This is a genomic window from Amycolatopsis taiwanensis DSM 45107 (assembly GCF_000519205.1).
Taxonomy (GTDB): domain Bacteria; phylum Actinomycetota; class Actinomycetes; order Mycobacteriales; family Pseudonocardiaceae; genus Amycolatopsis_E; species Amycolatopsis_E taiwanensis.
In genome coordinates, this window is sequence record NZ_KI912600.1 from 107,269 (window position 1) to 125,373 (window position 18,105).

20 protein-coding genes are annotated in these 18,105 nt (G+C 66.9%); 11 read left to right on the forward strand and 9 right to left on the reverse strand.

Annotated features, from left to right (window positions below; translation table 11 throughout):
* Positions 1 to 79 precede the first annotated feature (79 nt).
* On the reverse strand, positions 80 to 631 hold the full coding sequence (locus A3CU_RS50385) for a hypothetical protein (protein WP_156960780.1): 552 nt from the start codon (positions 629 to 631) through the stop codon (positions 80 to 82).
* 223 nt (positions 632 to 854) lie between these two features.
* On the opposite strand from A3CU_RS50385, the gene A3CU_RS0139035 reads away from it, so the two are divergent.
* Positions 855 to 1,679 carry an aldo/keto reductase gene (locus A3CU_RS0139035; RefSeq protein ID WP_027946811.1) on the forward strand — a complete coding sequence of 275 codons (825 nt, stop codon included), beginning with the start codon at positions 855 to 857 and terminating at the stop codon, positions 1,677 to 1,679.
* A gap of 75 nt (positions 1,680 to 1,754) precedes the next feature.
* On the forward strand, positions 1,755 to 2,549 hold the full coding sequence (locus A3CU_RS0139040; RefSeq protein ID WP_027946812.1) for an SDR family NAD(P)-dependent oxidoreductase: 795 nt from the start codon (positions 1,755 to 1,757) through the stop codon (positions 2,547 to 2,549).
* A gap of 189 nt (positions 2,550 to 2,738) precedes the next feature.
* Here the strand turns inward: A3CU_RS0139040 and A3CU_RS0139045 are convergent, their stop codons facing one another.
* The 3 genes from A3CU_RS0139045 to A3CU_RS0139055 form a co-directional block, all read right to left on the reverse strand.
* Positions 2,739 to 3,011, reverse strand: a complete 273-nt coding sequence (locus A3CU_RS0139045) for a hypothetical protein (RefSeq protein WP_027946813.1) — start codon at positions 3,009 to 3,011, stop codon at positions 2,739 to 2,741.
* A 174-nt stretch (positions 3,012 to 3,185) separates the two neighbouring features.
* Positions 3,186 to 3,662 (reverse strand): DUF2269 family protein, encoded by a 477-nt coding sequence (locus A3CU_RS0139050; protein WP_027946814.1) that lies wholly within the window; start codon positions 3,660 to 3,662, stop codon positions 3,186 to 3,188.
* A gap of 30 nt (positions 3,663 to 3,692) precedes the next feature.
* Positions 3,693 to 4,403: a DJ-1/PfpI family protein gene (locus tag A3CU_RS0139055; protein WP_425388314.1), complete on the reverse strand. Its 711-nt coding sequence runs from the start codon at positions 4,401 to 4,403 to the stop codon at positions 3,693 to 3,695.
* A gap of 130 nt (positions 4,404 to 4,533) precedes the next feature.
* Between A3CU_RS0139055 and A3CU_RS0139060 the strand changes: the two genes are divergently transcribed.
* Entirely contained in the window at positions 4,534 to 5,487 is a 954-nt protein-coding gene (locus tag A3CU_RS0139060; protein ID WP_027946816.1) for a GlxA family transcriptional regulator, read from the forward strand.
* Between the two features lie 10 nt (positions 5,488 to 5,497).
* On the opposite strand, the gene A3CU_RS0139065 is transcribed toward A3CU_RS0139060, so the two are convergent.
* From A3CU_RS0139065 to A3CU_RS50390, 3 genes are read right to left on the reverse strand one after another with little or no spacing between them, the layout of a single operon-like run.
* Positions 5,498 to 5,935: a hypothetical protein gene (locus tag A3CU_RS0139065; protein WP_027946817.1), complete on the reverse strand. Its 438-nt coding sequence runs from the start codon at positions 5,933 to 5,935 to the stop codon at positions 5,498 to 5,500.
* Between the two features lie 53 nt (positions 5,936 to 5,988).
* Positions 5,989 to 7,257: an alkyl sulfatase dimerization domain-containing protein gene (locus tag A3CU_RS48875; RefSeq protein WP_052372938.1), complete on the reverse strand. Its 1,269-nt coding sequence runs from the start codon at positions 7,255 to 7,257 to the stop codon at positions 5,989 to 5,991.
* A gap of 29 nt (positions 7,258 to 7,286) precedes the next feature.
* Positions 7,287 to 7,925 (reverse strand): TetR/AcrR family transcriptional regulator, encoded by a 639-nt coding sequence (locus A3CU_RS50390; RefSeq protein WP_169739742.1) that lies wholly within the window; start codon positions 7,923 to 7,925, stop codon positions 7,287 to 7,289.
* Between the two features lie 406 nt (positions 7,926 to 8,331).
* On the opposite strand from A3CU_RS50390, the gene A3CU_RS0139080 reads away from it, so the two are divergent.
* Complete coding sequence (locus A3CU_RS0139080) at positions 8,332 to 8,973, forward strand: hypothetical protein (protein WP_156960781.1); 642 nt, start codon at positions 8,332 to 8,334, stop codon at positions 8,971 to 8,973.
* A gap of 72 nt (positions 8,974 to 9,045) precedes the next feature.
* Here A3CU_RS0139080 and A3CU_RS0139085 read toward each other — a convergent pair whose 3' ends face one another.
* Positions 9,046 to 9,432, reverse strand: a complete 387-nt coding sequence (locus A3CU_RS0139085; RefSeq protein WP_156960782.1) for a hypothetical protein — start codon at positions 9,430 to 9,432, stop codon at positions 9,046 to 9,048.
* 125 nt (positions 9,433 to 9,557) lie between these two features.
* Between A3CU_RS0139085 and A3CU_RS0139090 the strand changes: the two genes are divergently transcribed.
* Together A3CU_RS0139090 and A3CU_RS0139095 are read left to right on the forward strand one after the other, a co-directional pair.
* Entirely contained in the window at positions 9,558 to 9,764 is a 207-nt protein-coding gene (locus A3CU_RS0139090; protein WP_027946820.1) for a hypothetical protein, read from the forward strand.
* A 94-nt stretch (positions 9,765 to 9,858) separates the two neighbouring features.
* Positions 9,859 to 10,167, forward strand: coding sequence for a hypothetical protein (locus tag A3CU_RS0139095; protein ID WP_027946821.1), 309 nt, complete (start codon positions 9,859 to 9,861; stop codon positions 10,165 to 10,167).
* Between the two features lie 38 nt (positions 10,168 to 10,205).
* Here A3CU_RS0139095 and A3CU_RS0139100 read toward each other — a convergent pair whose 3' ends face one another.
* A complete protein-coding gene (locus A3CU_RS0139100) occupies positions 10,206 to 12,338 on the reverse strand; it encodes an MMPL family transporter (protein ID WP_027946822.1) in 2,133 nt (710 codons plus the stop codon).
* 181 nt (positions 12,339 to 12,519) lie between these two features.
* On the opposite strand from A3CU_RS0139100, the gene A3CU_RS0139105 reads away from it, so the two are divergent.
* The 5 genes from A3CU_RS0139105 to A3CU_RS0139125 all read left to right on the forward strand — a co-directional run bounded on the left by A3CU_RS0139105 (position 12,520) and on the right by A3CU_RS0139125 (position 18,094).
* On the forward strand, positions 12,520 to 13,107 hold the full coding sequence (locus tag A3CU_RS0139105; protein ID WP_043844062.1) for a TetR/AcrR family transcriptional regulator: 588 nt from the start codon (positions 12,520 to 12,522) through the stop codon (positions 13,105 to 13,107).
* A gap of 448 nt (positions 13,108 to 13,555) precedes the next feature.
* Positions 13,556 to 14,833 (forward strand): sugar ABC transporter substrate-binding protein, encoded by a 1,278-nt coding sequence (locus A3CU_RS0139110; protein ID WP_027946824.1) that lies wholly within the window; start codon positions 13,556 to 13,558, stop codon positions 14,831 to 14,833.
* Entirely contained in the window at positions 14,833 to 15,819 is a 987-nt protein-coding gene (locus A3CU_RS0139115) for a carbohydrate ABC transporter permease (protein ID WP_027946825.1), read from the forward strand. Before A3CU_RS0139110 ends, A3CU_RS0139115 begins: the two co-directional genes overlap by 1 nt.
* Complete coding sequence (locus A3CU_RS0139120) at positions 15,816 to 16,646, forward strand: carbohydrate ABC transporter permease (RefSeq protein WP_027946826.1); 831 nt, start codon at positions 15,816 to 15,818, stop codon at positions 16,644 to 16,646. The genes A3CU_RS0139115 and A3CU_RS0139120 overlap by 4 nt, the downstream gene beginning before the upstream one ends.
* A 2-nt stretch (positions 16,647 to 16,648) precedes the next feature.
* Positions 16,649 to 18,094, forward strand: a complete 1,446-nt coding sequence (locus tag A3CU_RS0139125; RefSeq protein WP_027946827.1) for a glycoside hydrolase family 3 protein — start codon at positions 16,649 to 16,651, stop codon at positions 18,092 to 18,094.
* The last annotated feature ends 11 nt before the right edge of the window (positions 18,095 to 18,105 follow it).

Sequence of the window (18,105 nt, forward strand, 5' to 3'; positions counted from 1 at the left end):
TACAAGCGACAGCGAGCGGAGAGCTGTAGACCAGTAGCAGGTTCTCTCGGTAGGGCGGCGTGTCGATCCGACGGACCGATCAGGGGCACGTCCAGCCGTTTCGGCGTCTCCGTTTGCCGCCTGCGTCCGGCCACTCCATGACCAGTTCTTCCCCGGGAGCGAGCCGCGCCCAACGCTCGGCCACCTGCCGGAGGACGTCGGCAGCTGCCATCACTCGCAGCTCGTCGACCCGGGCGTCGGGCAATGTCGAGAGCACGTCGCTTGCCGCGGTGCGGACCTGCGCTGTGCTGGTTATTCGTTCGTCCGCGACTCTGGCCACCAACCCGGCCATCAACTCGGCCCGCTGTAGCCGGTCCGACCGGGCACGGATGGCGGCGGCCGACCGGTCAGCAGCATGCGGCGGGCGTCGGCCGTCGAGATGTTTCATGCTCTTGAACACCGCGCCCTCGGCGACCGCACCCCAGAACCCGCCGTCCTCGCCGGTCTCGCGTTCCGCCACGAAGTGCACCAAGTCGTGCGGGACCGCCGAACTGGCGATGCCCTCACTTATTTGATAGCGGACCCCGTCCGATCGTTCGACAACGCAGTAAGCCCGCCTGCCGTCCACGAGACGGGGGAACCTGACCTTCACCCGACGATTCTGACACGCATGCCCGGATCGCACGCAACCATTTTCAGGCTGTTCCGGGGCCCTCGCGTCTGATCGCGTGCACTGCTCCCGCAGTCGCGGTCCACCTGGGCTCGTGCCAGTGTGAAGTACGACGCGCCGCGCACCGGCCCCGTCACCGGAGCCCGACCGGGTCGGGTTGGCTTGGCTCGGCTCCACGGACCAATACGCAAGACAGGAAGGAATCATGGTTTCCATCCCCACCTTCACGCTCAACAACGGCGTATCAATGCCACAGCTGGGCTTCGGCGTCTTCCAGATCCCCGACGAGGAGACCACCGCTGCCGTGGCCACCGCTCTGGAGGCCGGCTACCGCAGCATCGACACCGCTGCGGTCTACGGCAACGAGCGCGGCGTCGGCAGGGCCATCGCCGACTCCGGCATTCCCCGCTCCGAACTGTTCATCACCACCAAGCTGTGGAACGACGACCAGGGTTACGACACCGCGCTCCGCGCCTTCGACACCTCCCTGGACAAGCTCGGCCTCGACCACGTCGACCTGTACCTGATCCACTGGCCTACCCCCGCCCGCGACCGGTACCTGGACACCTGGCGCGCCCTGGAGAAGCTGCTCGCGGACGGCCGCACCCGCGCCATCGGCGTCTCCAACTTCCAGCCCGCCCATCTGAAGCGCCTTCTGGAGCACACCGGGATTACGCCGGCGGTCAACCAGGTGGAGCTGCATCCCGCCCTCCAGCAACACGAACTGCGTGCCTTCCACGCCGAGCACGGCATCGCCACCGAGGCCTGGAGCCCGCTCGCCAAGGGAAGGATCCTGGGCGAGGAGGCCATCGTGACAATCGCCAAGGCATACGGCGTGACTCCGGCGCAGGTCGTGCTGCGCTGGCATCTGCAGACCGGCAACATCGTGATCCCCAAGTCCGCCACCGCCGAACGAATCCGGGAGAACCTCGACGTCTTCGGATTCGAGCTCACCCAGGCCGACCTGACCGCACTCGCCGCTCTCGACCGGGGCATGCGCACCGGCCCTGATCCCGACACCCTCAACTGATCCGCGCAGTCCCGGGGGCCTGCCCGTGATGTCGCAGGGCGGGCCCCGGGACAACTGCAAGGAGGGCCGCACACCATGCAGATCGATCTTTCCAGCCGGAGCGCCTTGGTCACCGGCTCTACGCAAGGCATCGGTCATGCCATCGCCGCCGGCCTCGCGCGGGCCGGCGCCCGCGTCGTCGTCAACGGCCGTGGCAGTGAGCGCGTCGCGGACGCCGTCCGGACCGTGCGTGCCGAGTCCGGCAGCGAGAACGTCGTGGGCGCGCCCGGCGACCTGGCAACAGAGGAGGGCGCCCGCTCCGTATTGGAAGCTGTACCGGCGGTTGACATCCTCGTCAACAATCTCGGCATCTTCGGCGCCGCACCGCCCCTGGAGATCGACGACGCCGAGTGGCGCCGCTACTTCGAGGTCAACGTGCTGTCCGCGGTACGGCTCATCCGCGCCTATCTGCCGGGCATGAAGAAAGACGGCTGGGGGCGCATCCTGAACATCGCGAGCGACTCGGCCGTGGTGATCCCGTCCGAAATGATCCACTACGGCATGACGAAGACCTCCCTGCTCGCCATCAGCCGCGGCTTCGCCAAAGACGCCGCCGGAACCGGCGTCACCGTCAATTCCGTGATCGCCGGACCGACACACACCGGCGGCGTGGAGGACTTCGTCCGTCAACTCGTCGGCGACCAACTGCCCTGGGAGCAGGCGCAGCACGAGTTCATGGTGAAGTACCGCCCACAGTCACTGGTCCAACGCCTCATCGAGCCCGAGGAAATCGCCAACCTCGTCGTCTACCTCGCCTCGCCCTACGCGTCCGCCACCACTGGTGGCGCCGTCCGCGTCGACGGCGGCTATGTCGACTCCATCCTCCCCTGACCGCGGCCCAGCCAACGAAACCGGGCGATCGGCCAGCCTTTTCAGGCGCAGATCCATGTCGTTCGTAGTATTGGGAAGTACCCGGTGAAGAAAGATATTCCATGGGCAAGTATTGGTTACTGAAACCGTCTGGAAATACCGCGTTTTCGTATTGATGAATGACATGGCGTTCGATGCCGCCACACTTCGCTATGGGCTGGGCTTCGAGCCCTGGCGCATGCGGGCGAGTTGCCGCATGACGAGCAGCCCACCGATGCCGGGAACCAGGGCCGTCGCCCGCGTGCGGGTGGTTCGGCTCTGGCGGAGGGTGAGGACGATGACGAACAGGTAGGCACATCCGTGCGTGGGGCCGACCGTGGAGGACAACTGCGGCCAGTGCACGGTGGCCAGATTGGTCAGTAGCACAACCAAGGTGGCAAGCTCCACGCCCGCCGCGATGCGCAGGGCCTGTGGTGGATTCATTGCTGTTTCCTCCGCGAGTTTGCGCGCGACGGCGATCGTGTCGACGGGGCGCTTCATGAGTGAGCAAGTCACGTCCTCGACGACGGCACCCCGCCGCCCCGATAGCGGGGCCTGGCGGCGGCGCGCGCGGTGGTCACCGTGATTGCCGCGAGTTGACACAAAGGGTGTCATGCCCTACACCCCCGTCGTGGAGCCGGGGCGGACGATCATGAGCACGGTGACCGCGGCCCACAGCAGGTTGAACATTCCGGTGTACATGGCCAGCCGCGCCGGCCCGCGTTCATCGGGTCTGGGGTTCGGGTGCCCTGGGCCCGGTACCGCGGCGAGGATGTGTTGCTGGCGGGGGAGAACCAGCAGCACAAGCACACCGGCGGCGGCCGCGGTCAACGCGATCGAGGTGATCAGCCACGCGTCGCCCAGCACGCCGAGGGAGTTCGCGGTGGCGAGCCCGAACACCGGAACCACGATTCCGACCGCGGCGTAGACCCGGCAGATCCGGTGCAGGGAGCGCAGAACGGCGAGGTCCCGGCCGGCGTCGGACGCCGCCAGGGTGCGGCGCGCCGTGGCCGGAAACATGCTCGCAGCCACCGTTACCGGTCCGATCGCGACAATGGCGGCGAGCACGTGGACCGAGAGCAGGAACTTCGTCATCGGCGTTCTCCCGCGGACATTCCACCCACCTCAGCCGTTGACCGTGGGTGCGAGTCCGGTGTTGCGCCAGACGATGCCGCGGCGTTCGTGGGCGAACAACCTCTCTGCGGCATGGGCGATGCGTGGGCCTAGTTCCCGCTCCAGCAGGTATAGCCCGAGGTCGAGCCCGGAGGTCACGCTCGACGCCGTGACCAGGTCTCCGTCGTCGACCACGCGGGCGTCGATCGCGACGACGCCGGTGGCGGCCAGACCGTCCAGCCCGAGATGGTGCGTGGTCGCTGGACGGCCCGTGATCAGCCCGGCCATCGCGAGCACCATCGAACCCCCGCACACCGTGGCCACGGTCAGGCCGGGGCGGTCGAGGGCCTGCTTGAGCAGGCCGGGCAACGGCGTGTCGAGGGTGCGGGCCAGGATGCCCGGAATGCTGTCGTCCCGCACGTCGTCTTCTCCTGTGGGGAAGCTACCGGCAGCTCCGGGCACGACGATCAGGTCGGCGCGTTGCGGCTCCAGCCGGGCTGTCGCCGCCAACGACAGCAGGCTCATCCCGCTGGGTACCTGACGTGGCCCCTCGGCCGAGACGAGTTCCGCTTCCAGCGTCCCGTCCGTGATCGCACCACCGGCGGCCAGTACCTCGTACGGTGCGATGGCGTCCAGCGGGTCGAACCCGTCGAACAACACGATTTGCGCGAGCAATCGGATCAATCCCTCCTCGTTGGTGGTGACGCCGACGCTAGTCACCACATGCGACTGGTGGAATCGGCTGGATTGCCATATTTCAACGGATTCTCGCCAGGGCTGCTGAACAGCGGATATTCACGAACAACCTGGCCTGTGCCTTGGCGGCAATGAGCGGAAGACCTATCTTGTTGCCATGCACACCGTGGCCGTGCTCGCCCTGGACAAGGTCATCCCGTTCGATCTGTCCACCCCGATCGAGGTGTTCACCCGCACCCGGCTGCCCGACCAGCGCCCCGCCTACCGCGTCCGGACCGTCGGCGTCACCCCCACCGTCGACGCCGGAGCATTCACGCTGCAAGCACCGTGGGGTCTGGACGCCCTCGGTGACGCCGACATGATCATCGTCCCGGGCTGCGCCGATCCCACCGCCCCCGTCCCGGACGACGTTCTCAACGCACTTCGGCAGGCTGCGGCGCGCGGCACCCGGATCGCCTCGATCTGCGTCGGCGCGTTCGTCCTCGCCGCCACCGGCCTGCTCGACGGGTTGCGCGCGACCACGCACTGGCTCGCCACCGGCCTGCTCGCCGACCTTCACCCCGCCATCGACGTCGACCCCGACGTCCTTTACGTGGACAACGGGCAGTTCCTCACCTCGGCCGGAGCCGCGGCGGGCCTGGACCTGTGCCTGCACCTGATCCGCCGTGACCACGGCTCCGCCGTGGCCGCTGATGCCGCCCGGCTGTCCGTCATGCCTCTGGAACGTGAAGGCGGGCAGGCCCAGTTCATCGTCCACGACCAACCGCCCACCCCACGCGGGTCCGTGCTGGAACCCGTGCTGCAGTGGATGGAGGACAACGCCGCGAAAGACCTCACCCTCGAAGAAATCGCCGCCCACGCCGGCATGAGCACCCGCACGCTCAATCGCCGGTTCCGCGAGCAAACCGGCACGACACCGCTCCAATGGCTGCTGCGCAGCCGTATCCGGCAGGCCCAGTACCTGCTCGAAGCCACCGACCACCCCGTCGACCGCATCGCCGCGCAGGTCGGATTCGGCTCACCTACAGCCTTCCGCGACCGTTTCAAACGGATCGTCGGCACCAACCCACAGACCTACCGCTCGGCCTTCCAGACAGTCACCACAGACTGAGCCGAAGACCTCACGACGTTGATACGTCCCGCCCCGGATCGCGGTCGGCGCTGATGCGGCGCAGCAGCGTGTGATGCAACGACGGCCCGCCCACGGCCACCGTGATGGTGAGCGCCAGCGCGGTGAGCAGCGCCGACCACGAGGTCCAGTGGTCCAGCAATACCTCCAGCCCGATGGCGGCCGCGACGAGCAGGACCTTGGCCACCACCAGGTGGCGCAGTGGCGGGTGGCCGGCCGTCCGGCCGGTGCGCCGCCGCACGAGGTGGATGATGGGCGGCACGACGAGGACGAGCACGAGCAGGCGCAGGGCGTGCTCCCATATTGGTCTGTCCCAGCCGAGCGCCCACGCGACGCCGATCGCCAGACCTGCCGCGGTGTAGCCGAGGCGAACCGCCCATGTTTTCGGCGGCCCCGGTCGTGGCCTCCCGGTTGACGATTCGGTTTGCATGGACACTCCCGAGTTTTCCTCGACACGGTGCCGTCCGGCGGCGCTCGGTGCTGTCAGGCGAAGGGGCGGCCGGCGCGCGCGTAGGACGCGGCGGACCGGTACAGGTTGGTGGCCATCAGACCGGGCTCCGCGTCGGCCCTGGTGTCGTAGAGCCCGGCGACACCTTCGGCGATCGACGAGTCGCTCGGCTCGGCCTCCAATGCGTAGTCGGCAAGATGGCAGGCCAGCGCCAGGTCGCGAGCGGCCAGTTCGCGGGCTGGGGCCAGCAGCGCGCGGGCACCACCGGCAAGGTCGGCGATTTCGGTGGCCAACGTGGCGCGGGGCGCGGGTTTGAGTTCGCTGGGACGGCCACTCCACCATCCACCGTAGTAGCGGATGACATTGCGAACGATGAACTCTGCTTCGTCGTAAACCGGTTGCAGCCAGGGAGAATCCGAGTGCGGAAGTTCGACGCGGCGCACGATGTCCACATGCGGTGGGGAGCCGTCTTCCAGCACCGCGAGAGTTCGCTCCACGATCCGGTCGAGCAGGTCTGCGGTTTCCACCAGGACGCGCCGCACCAGCACGGGGTCGTCCACGATCGGGCCACCGTGGCCCGGGCACAGCGATCGCGCGCCCGTCGCCGCCATCACGCGCAGTCCGCGCGCCCAGTCCCACGGATAGCGTTGGGCCTTCTGCGGATTCCCAGCGTTGGGCACTCCCCAGATGATGAGGTCGCCGGTGCACAGCACGCCCCGTTCCGGGCAGAAAACCCAGGTGTGGTCGTCTGTTTCACCGCGGCAGGCGCGTAGTTCGAAGTGGACACCGCCGACGGTGAGGTCCAACTCGTCCTGGTAGTACTGGTTGGGTGGAAGGTCCGGGGTGCCGAATCGCAGCTCGGTGCCACCGAAGGTGGGGTCGTCGACCTGGCCGCCGAACTGCCGGCTGTTGATCGCGGTGTTGTGTCGCGGAGTGGCGTCGTACCGGGCGAAGCGTTCCGCCATCCGGGCCTGGCCGATGATCCGGGGGGTTGGCTGGCCCTCGGTCAGGAACGCGGGCAGCCCGTAGGCGTGGTCGATGTGCCCGTGCGTGTAGATCGCGGTGTGGACGCTTCGGGTGGTCCGGGTCCGCAGCCGCTCGGCGAGTTGCGGGGAGAACAGCCGGGTTCCGGAGTCCACGAGCACCAGCCCATCGTCAGTGGCGAAGGCGGTCACGCCCGAGCCGAGGGAGGTGAACCAGGTGTCGGTGGCGACCTGGACCGGGCCGCCCGTCCAGAAGAACTTCGCTTCCCTCGGGTCCTCGTCGCCGTGGTGGAGCCAAGCCTCGGTGGGGTTGTCGGTCATCGTGTCTGCTCCTTCGCGTGCGCTGCCCGTCAGGTCCGGGCCGATCCGGCGTCGGTTACCGGTGCGGTCAGCAGACCGGTTACCGCGTCGATCAGCGCCAGCGCGACCGGTTCGAGATCGGGACGTTCCGTCTTGGACATCGCGGTGCCCTGCCGTTCGAGGTCGGCGAGCGCCGCAACGATCAACTGACCGGCCCACTGGACGCGCGCCCGGGTTCGGGGTTGAGAGAGGGCCGGGAGCCGGTCGGCGACCAGGCGTCCCACCGCGACCGCGTCCTCGAGCCCGCCGATCTCCGGCAGCGCGGTTACGTCGCGGCCAATGTATTCCAGAACCGCGTCGAGAAAGCGGACGTAGTGACTCCCGGGTTCGGTCGCCTGTTCGGCCAGCGGCCGCACCAGTACTTCGACCAGGTGCCACGGCTCGGAAAGCCGCCCGGCATCCTCCGCGAGTTTGACCAGCTCTCTGCGGCGTGCGTCGATCACCTCCAGGCGGTGGTCGAAGATCGCCCTGATCAGCGCGCGCTTGGTGGTGAAGTGGTACTTCGCCGCCGCGGTGTTGCGCTGTCCGGCCGCGGCGCTGATCTGGCGCAGCGAGGTGGCATCGATCCCCTGCGTCGCGAACAGGCGCTCCGCGGTGCACAGGATCCGTTCTCGGGTCGACATCTCCATGGTTACCAACATGTCCGGTCGTGGTCGTTGTCAGATCCGCTCGTCGGCGCGCGATACTCGTGCCCTGCGCGACATCCACCATTAAACCACGTGGTTGAAAGATGTCCACCCTTGGGAAGGCTAACATTAAACCAGGTGGTTGTACACCTGGTGGACACGTTGCTGCTGAGAGGGTAAGACGGGTGCCGCTAACGCCGTAGCGTGATCAACCTGCCCAGTCGGGGGGGCAAAATGGGACCATTTGGGCACCACGCCTGGCGAAATGGCGTGAAAAGGAGCGTGCTGTGTGGGACGCGGCCCATGTGCGTGCTCGGCTCTCTGCGATGGCCGTTGCTGAGCCGGGCGTGCGATGTTCGGTGCTGGTCGGCACCGTTACCGGCTGGGCGCTCGGTTGGACGAGTCCGAGGTGACTGGGTTCGAGCGGCGTTACGGGATCACGTTGCCGGCGTCGTATCGAGCGGTTGTCACGGAGGTCGGGGCGGTGACTGGTACCTGGTGTGGCTGGACGAAGAACGACAGGCGTTCCACGCGTAGGCACCTGGACAAGGCGGGTTTCATTCCGATCGACCTCGATGTCCTGACCGTTGAGCAACAGGGTAAAGTCAGAGAATATTCGCACAGTTTGCGGCACAAATGTTTATTCTGGAGTGACGTGTCCTGGATTTTTGTTCTTCACACTGGGCGTGCTGATGAACGCGAGCATGTGGTTTTCTGGGATTCCGGCCCGGTTCGCTGGGTGGTCGAGCAGGTCGGGGTCACTGTTACGGACGAGTATCTCAAAGCGGGGATCCGCAGGCACCAAGAAAGCGGCGAGCGCATGTTCGCCGTGAGTGACTTCCCTGAACCTCAGATCGAGCAGGCGGTTGCCGTCATCCTTGGGCCGTTGCTGTCGGCTGCGCGTCGGGAGTGGCCGCCCGACAATGATCCCTACGGCATGACGAGCGCGATCGAGGAACTTGTCGACTTGACCCGCGAGTGGCTCGCTGGAGTCAACGCGCAGCGCCGCGCGGAGGGGCGGCCCGAGTTCCATCCGTCCCTCGATCGTTAGGCCACGTCGCCCGGTTGCAGACCGCCACATTGCGACTGGCCGTACTCGGGAATCCGTGTTGGCCACCGACGCTCATGAGCATTCCGGCACGAAATAGGTTGGGTAAAGCATGGCATCGATCACAGTTACGTAACCCCAGGTTGCCACGGCGGCCAGTGCCACGGCGGCGACGAACCAGAGCCACATCTTCCGGCCGCGCCGCCACACTCCCATCGCGACGAGCCCCACGACGGCGAAGCTTGCGGGCAGCAGCACGAACTTCAGGCCACCTAGGCCGGTGGTCACGAAGAACGGATCGCCGATGACGCCGCCGTTGTCGATCTGGCATCGCCAGAGCCCGTATGGCGCCCGATACGCAACCGAATCCGCGAAACGTAGCCAAGGCAGCCACAAGACGCACGCCACTACCACGGCGACCACGATGCCGGCGCCTGCACGTAAATCGGTCCTTGCCGCCAACTCGGTCCTCCTCCATTCGTTACTCGAAGGACCCGCGAGTGACGCGACAGTTGTGCCGTCGACATCCCGCTGAGCCCGCCGGTGTCGTCACAGGAGCACGGATTGCCGTGGGAGAGAATTGCTGGGTGACCGACGAGGAAGGCTGCTTCGTGATTGCCCCGCCCGGCTCGACCCAGCGCTGGGTTGTCCATCAACCCGTGGACTTCTACGGCGATGGATACATCCACAACATGTTCGTCGAGGTCAGTGATGACGGGATAGGCCAAGAGTTCGGCGTCGGCGAACAACTACGCCAACTCGCAGCCGCTGCTGACCACTTCCTACGCCCGTAGCCTCGAGGTTCTGAACGACCCAACGCCGATGGTGATCTCACCCTCAAATTCATACGTTCGCTGGCCCCATAATCCGCATTTTCTGGAGTGAGCCATGAAGATCAAAGTCAGGAACCGTCTGCTCATGACCAAAGGTGTGATCGCCGCGCGCCGAGAGGCCGGCCAAGCGGATCACTACTCCTGGGTGTGGGTTCTCCCATTGAGGTCCGGCGAGTTCAGGGTGGCGGCCATCGAAGTACCTAAGGATCTCATTGACAATGATGAGTGCTTTTTCGAAGACGATATGACCAGGCCGTACGTCAAGATTGTGGACAGCGTCGATGACGTGGACCATGCGGTTCGGGAGGCTGGCGTGGATCCGGAAACACTGGATGCGCCCTGGTATAGCGACTTTCCACTTTAACCGCGTGGTGTTCGACCAGGCGACTGGATCACGAGACGCTAGACGGTCGCCAACTCCTTCTCCGCCGGTCGCTTGGTGACCTTCTCTCCCTCAACGTCCACATTGGGCAGTACGCGGTCGAGCCACCTCGGCAGCCACCACGCCTTCGCGCCGAGCAGCGACATCACCGCGGGCACGATCGTCATCCGCACCACGAAGGCGTCCACCGCGACCCCGAACGCGAGCGCGAAACCGATCGACTGGATCAGCGTCGTGTCCGAGAGCACGAACCCGGCGAACACGCTGATCATGATCAGCGCGGCCGCGACCACGACCCGCGAACCGTGCCGGAAGCCGGTGACCATCGCCTGTTGCGCCTGGGCGCCATGCACGTGTTCTTCGCGCATCCGCGTCACCAGGAACACCTGGTAGTCCATGGCGAGCCCGAACAGCACGCCGATCAGCAGGATCGGCAGCATGCTCATGATCGGCGCGGTCGACTTGACGCCCAGCAGGTCGTTCAGCCAGCCCCATTGGAAGACCGCGACGACGGCGCCGAAGGTCGCGATGACCGAGCCGAGGAATCCGAGCGTCGCCTTCAACGGCACGATCAGCGAACGGAACACGAGCATCAGCAACAGGAACGCGAGCCCGACGATGAATACGAGGTAGGGCACCATCGCGTCGGCGAGTTTTTCGGAGATGTCGATCTGCAAGGCGGTCTGGCCCGTGACGGCGAGCTGGGTTCCGCCCGCGTGCGCCCGGATGTCCCCGACGAGTTTCTCGGTCTGCTCACTGCTCGGGCCGCTTTTCGGGATCACCGTGAACATCGCGGTGTCGCCCTGCGCGTTGAACTGCGGCGGGGTTACCGCGGCGACGTCGGTCAGCCGCGAGATCCGGTTGTTGGCCGCGGTGGTGCTCTCGGGGGTCGCGTCGGAGATCACCACGATCAGCGGCCCGTTCACGCCGGGGCCGAGGCCTTCTGTGACGATGTCGTACGCCTTGCGCTGGGTGGAGTCGGGCGCGGCGGTCGCGTCGTTCGGCAGGCCGAGTTGCATGCTCAGCGCGGGAATCGCGACGATCAGTAGCCCGGCGACCCCCGCGAGTACCACCGGAATCCGGTGCCGCGCGACGAACCGGGCCCAGCGCTCGCCGTTCGTGGTCTTCGCCTGCTTCTTCGCGTGTTTGCCAAGGACCTTCGGACCGGCGAAGCCGAGGACCGCGGGCAGGAGGGTGAGTGCGATCAGCACGGCGACGGCGACGGTCGCCGCGGCGGCGATGCCCATCTGCCCGAGGAACGGAATGCCCACGACGGTGAGTCCGACGAGCGCGATGATCACGGTCAGCCCCGCGAACACCACGGCGGAACCGGCGGTGCCGACGCTGCGTGCGGCGGCTTCTTCCGGTTCGTAACCTTCGTTCAGCTCATGGCGGTACCGCGAGACGATGAAGAGCGCGTAGTCGATCCCGACGGCGAGACCGAGCATCAGCGCGAGGATCGGGGTGTTCGAGTTCAGCTCGATGAACCTGGAGACGGTCATGATGCCGGCCATCCCGACACCGACACCGATCAACGCGGTCAGCAGCGGCAGGCCCGCAGCGATGAGCGAACCGAAGGTCACGGTCAGCACGATCGCCGCGATGATGACGCCGATCCCTTCGGTACCACCGACTTCCGGCATGCCCTGGATCGCGTCGCCGCCGACCTCGACGGTCAGCCCGGCGTGGCGGGCGGTCACGGCGGGCGCGGTGAGGCCCGCACGATCGGCCTCGGTCAGTTCGGCGGCCTGGACCGCGTAGCTGACCTGCGCGAGCGCGACCCGGCCGTCGGGGGAGACGGTCCCGGTCTGGAACGGGTCGGTGACCATCCGCACCTTGGGTGCGGTCTCGAGTGTGTTCACGAGCCGCTCGAGGTTGGCCTTGTTGGCGGGATCGGTGAGCTTCTGCCCGGCCGGCGCCTCAATGGCGACGCGGGCTGTCGCACCGCCGACGGATGCCTGTGGGAAGCGTTCCTTGAGATGGTCGATCGCTTGCTGCGATTCGGTGCCGGGGATCGTCACGTCGTTCGTCATCCGCCCGGAAAGGATCACGGCGCCCAACCCGAGCACGATCAGGACGGCGGCCCAGACGGCAGTGACAAGCCGGCGACTGCGGAACGAAAAACGGGCAAGTCGGTATAGCAGGGCGGCCACGAGCGCAACTCCAATGCCGTCGTCCATCGTGCGGTCGAGTGATTTCGACGCTAGCCGATCGGCAAGTAGAGGTACAAGCCGATCGGCTAGCGTGTGACTTGCCGCACGGCTAGTATTCTGGCTTGATTTGTGGCGTGTGGGACGCGACGCGTACTCTCTGCATGTTCACTGGGAGGGTGCTATGGCAGCCGATTCCGCGGCCGTGTCCGCGAGCGGCCAGGAGGATACGCGGACACGTCTGCTCACGACCGCGCTACGGCTGTTCACCGAGCATGGCGTGGAGGGCACCTCGCTGCAGATGATCGCCGACGCGCTGGGCGTCACGAAGGCGGCGGTCTACTACCACTTCAAGACGAAGGACGAGATTACCGGCGCCGTCGCCGAGCCTGGGTTGCGTGAGCTCGATTCGCTGGTGGAGGACGCTTCGCGCCTCCGCGGCCGCAACGCGCGGGTCGACCATCTGCTGAGGGGGTTCGTGGACATCGTCGTGCGCCACCGAACCTTGATGGCGCTGTTCAGTCGTGACCCGGGGGTCACGCGCGCGCTGACGACTTCGTGGACGACCCGGGGGAGCTTCAGCGGGACAATGCTGGAGATCCTCGCCGGCCCCGAGGGCGAAATGAACCAGGCGATCGCCGCGCACGCCGCCATTGCCGGCATCGCTATGACCGGCGGAGCGCGGCAGTTCGCCGATCTTGACGACGAGACCCTCCGCGCGCATCTGCTCGATGTAGGCCGCCGTCTGCTGGGCCGCCCTCGTCGGCGTTGAGTTCGACTGGCTCGGCCGCGGAACACTCACGAGGATTGACCGGTTTCATCCGGTCCTCGCCATCAGTGTGGGATGCGAGGCCGCCGATGGCCGCTGTCTTGGTGTTCGACGCCGGCGGCCGGTCCCGTGGTCGAGAATGTTGTCCTTTGTGGATTCGCCGAGATTCGGTAAGCCGCGGGATCGTCGTTGCCGAGCAACAACTCCGAAGGCCTGCCCGCAGCGTCGGTTGCAAACCCCGCATCACCTGATTACAGCCCGCGTGCGAATGCGGTGCTTGCGGTGGGTGCAGGCTCGCCAGCCGGCCGTACCAGCCACCTGAACTCGTGCCTCGGGGCCGATAACGACTTCCGCAACCGCCTTGACAGAACCAGTCGACCGGGCCACGCTCAATTGGTCTACACCAATCGTCTCCCCGGCCGGACGACCGGGCGTTGAAGGGACGGCACGAGTGAAACCCTGGCTCAAACTGGCGGCAGGAGCCGCCGCACTGGCTCTTGCGGCCGGAGGCTGCGCCGGTTCCGGTGGGTCCGGCGCCACCGGTGCGCCGAACGACACGCTGACGGTCTGGCTGATGTCCGGGTCGGCGCCGACCACGCTGACCGACGAGCTCAACAAGGAATTCGAGACCTCGCACCCCGGGGTCACGGTGAAGTACGAGGTCCAGCAGTGGGACGGCATCCAGCAGAAGCTGACCACCGCGCTCGCCAGCGAGCAGCCGCCCGACGTGATCGAGATCGGCAACACACAGACCCCCTTCTTCGCTTCGCAGGGGGTCTTGGCCGACCTGTCGGGGTCCGTCAACGACTTCAACGGCTCGCAATGGCTCGCCGGTCTCAAGCCCTCGGGTGAGTACGGCGGGAAGACCTACGGCATCCCGTTCTACGCGGCCAACCGTGAGGTCATCTATCGCAAGGACATGTTCGAGCAGGCCGGCATCACCGCACCGCCGACCTCGACCGCCCAGTGGCTGGACGCGATCGCCAAGCTGCGGGCGAAGTTCGGCAGCGACCCCGACTTCCAGGCGCTGTATCTGCCCGGGCAGGACTGGTACGCGTTGTTGTCGTTCATCTGGGACAACGGCGGCGACATCGCCCAGCCCTCGGGCACATCCTTCAAGGCGACGCTGGACAGCGCCGGCTCGAAGGCCGGGCTGGAGTTCTACAAGCAGCTCGTGGACGCATCCGCGACGAAGGCACCGAAGGACACCGACGAGGCTAATCCGCAGCAGGCGACCATTTACGGTGCCGGCAAGGTCGCGATGTTCATCGGTCTGCCGTGGGAGGTCGCCACGGCGGCCAAGACCGATCCCAGCCTGACCGACAAGTCGGGTGCCTTCCCCATTCCGAGCAAGACCGCCGGGCAGACCGCACCGGTGTTCCTCGGCGGTTCGAACCTGGGCATCCCGGCCAACAGCAAGAACCTGAACGCGGCCAAGGATTATCTCAAGCTGCTGTCGAGCGCGAAGTACCAGACCGACCTCGCCGCCGCCGGTGATGTGCCCGGGACTTCCAGCGATGTCAACGCGCTGACCAAGGACCCGCTGGGCAGCGTCATGGCCGAGGCCTCGAAGAACGGCCGTGCGGTCCCGGCCAGCCCCAAGTGGGGTGACGTCGAGTCCGGTCAGAACCCGCTCAAGGACATGCTGACCGCGTATCTGACCGGGAAGAAGACGATCGACCAGGCGACCGCGGACGCGGACGCCGCGCTCGACAAGCTCATCGGCTGATGACCGCGACCCAGGACGTGTCGATGCCGGCGAGGAGCACCCCGCCGGCATCGACCCGCGTTGCCCCGCACCGCCCCCGGCGCACCGGCCGGATGAGCGAGCGCATCGTGCCGTACCTGCTGATCCTGCCGGCGCTGGTCGCGATCCTCGTGCTGCTCGGCTGGCCGACCCTGCAACTGCTCGGAATCAGCCTGCGCAGGCTGGACCTGCGCGAGCTGGTCACCGGGCAACTGGTGTGGGTGGGCTTCGACAATTTCACCGCAACGCTGTCGGACCCCGAGTTCTGGCAGATCACCGTCCGGACCGTGGTGTTCACCGCGGCCATCGTGCTCGCCACCTTGCTGGTCTCGCTGTTCGTCGCGCTGCTGATGCGGCACCTCAACCCGGTGATCCGGGTGGTGCTGCAGGTGACGCTCGTGCTGGCCTGGGCCACCCCGGTGATCGCCACGACCACGGTCTTCCAGTGGATGTTCGATCAGCAGTACGGCATCCTCAACAAAACACTGGACCGGCTGGGTTTCCACGGTTTCATCGGCTTTTCCTGGTTTTCCAGCGGTGCGAGCACGCTCACCGTGATCGGGTTGCTCATTCTCTGGCAGGCCGTGCCGTTCGTGGCCTTCACCCTGTACGCGGGCCTGCTCGGGGTGCCCGCCGAGCAGTTCGAGGCGGCCGCCATCGACGGCGCCGGCGCGTGGCAGTCGTTCTGGGCGGTCACCTGGCCGGCCATCCGGCCGATCGTCACCATGGTGACGTTCCTGTCCGTGCTGTGGGACTTCAAGGTCTTCAGCCAGGTCTGGGCTATTCGCCAGGGCGGGCCGGACGGGGAGAGCACCACCCTGCCGGTCTACCTGTATCTCAAAGGTATCGCCGGCAGCCACTTCGGGGCGTCGGCGGCGATCGCCACTCTGATGCTGATCGTGCTCGCGGTGCTCACCGGCCGGTACATCCAGCTGCTGGTCCGGACGAAGGAGGGCGACATTTCGTGAGAAAGTCCTTGTCCCGGCGCATGATCTTGTCTGCGGTCGGCCTGCTCGTCGCGTTCTTCTTCGCCTTTCCGACGTACTGGATGATCAGCACGTCGCTCAAGACGCCCGGTCAGGTGCTCTCTCCCCGCTACGACCTGATCCCGTTTTCGGCGACACTGGAGAACTTCCGATCGGCGCTGACGAAGCCGGGGTTCGGCATCTACCTGACCAACAGCCTGATCGTCACGCTGGGCGCGGTGCTGTGCTCACTGGTTTCGGGCGCGCTCGCGGCGGCGGCCCTGGCGCGGATGCGGTTCCGTGGCCGGAAGGGCTTCCTTTTGCTGGTGCTTGTCGCCCAGCTGGCGCCGACCGAAGCGCTGTTGATCCCGATGTATCTGCTGATGCGGGACGCGGGGCTGCTCAACAGCCTGCCGTCGCTGCTGCTGGTGTATTTCGCGACCACGCTGCCGTTCACCGTCTGGATGCTTTACGGCTTCGTCAAAGGAATCCCGTACGAGCTGGAAGAATCCGCGATGATCGACGGCTGCAGCGCCTCGGGCGCTTTCCGCCGGGTCACGCTGCCGCTGCTCGGCCCCGGGCTGGTCACCACCTCGGTGTTCAGCTTCATCACCGCGTGGAACGAATTCCTGTTCGCACTGGTGTTCATGCGCGATCAGTCGAAGCAGACGCTACCGGTGTGGCTTGCCTCGTTCCGGACGGCGTTCTCGGTGGACTGGGGCGGCGTCATGGCCGCGTCGGTGATCTACGCCGTCCCGGCGGTGGTGTTCTTCGTGCTGGTGCAACGCAAGCTCGTGTCCGGCGCGACCGCCGGGGCGGTAAAGGGGTAGGGATGTCCTCGCTCGAAACACTGGCCGAATCGGTACTGCTACCGGGTTTCGCCGGCACCTCGGCACCGGACTGGTTGCGCCGCCGGCTCGGCGCGGGCCTCGGCGGCGTGATTCTGTTCGGCCGCAACGTCGTCGACGACGAGCAGGTGGCCCGGCTGACCGCTCAACTGCGGGCCGAACGGGACGGGGTGGTCGTCGGCATCGACGAGGAGGGTGGGGACGTGACCCGCCTCGACGCCGCCACCGGTTCGTTCGTGCCGGGACCATTGGCGCTCGGCGCCGCCGACGACCCGGAGCTGACCGCGGCGGTCGCCACCGCCATCGGCGAGCGGCTGGCGGCCTGTGGGATAACGGTCAACCTGGCGCCGTGCGGAGACCTGGCGCTCTCCCCGGAAGACCCGGTCATCGGGGTCCGGGCGTTCGGATCGGACCCGGTGAAAGCGTCGCCGCATGTCGCGGCCTACGTGACCGGGCTGCAGAAGTACGGCATCGCTGCGTGTGTGAAGCACTTCCCGGGGCACGGCGCGGCGACGGAGGATTCACACCTGGCGCTGCCGGTGTTGCCGCGGACCGAGGACGAACTGCGGGCGACCGAACTCGTCCCGTTCGCCGCGGCGATCCGCGCCGGCGTCCGCTCGATCATGACCGGGCACCTGGTGATCCGGGCGTGGGGCGATGAACCGGCCACCCTCAACCGGAAGGCGCTCACCGAGGTACTACGCGGCGAACTCGGCTTCACCGGCACGGTGATCACGGATGCGTTGGAAATGGGCGCGGTTTCCGGGGCGTATCGCAGGCACGACGGCCTCGGCGATGCGGCCGTGCGGTCGTTGGCGGCCGGTGCCGACGCGCTGTGCCTGGGCGGCGCGGCCTTCGACGCCGACGTACTGGACCGGATCACCGAGGTCGTGGTTGCCGCCGTGAAGTCCGGCCGACTGCCGCTGGAGCGGCTCGCCGAAGCCTCGGCGCGGACGGCGGCGCTGGGCGAGGCGCCCACATTCGCCCGGGTCGGGCCGGTGGACCACCGGATCGGCCTGGAGGCCGCGCGCCGGGCGTTGCGGATTCGCGGAAATCCACGGCTGGACGGCCCGCCACTGGTAGTGGACGTGTGGGAGGAACCGACGATCGCGGCCGGCCCGGTACCGCGCGGCCTCGGCCCGCACCTGAGCGAACTCGTACCGGGCACGCACGTGCTCAACGTTTCGGGAGCCGACGTCGCCGAAGTTCTCGAAGCGGCACAAGGGTTCCGCAGCGTCGTGGTGGTGACCAGGGAGGGGCACCGCAACCCGCGGGTGCGCGCGCTGCTGGCCGCGCTCGGCGAGTCTGCCGCGAACCTCATCCGAGTTGAGACCGGGGTTCCGGGACCGGACGACGAGGGCGACCGGATCGACACCTTCAGCGGCTCGTACGTAAGCCTGCGGGCAGTGGCCGAGTCCCTGGCGGCTTAGGCGTGTATCGA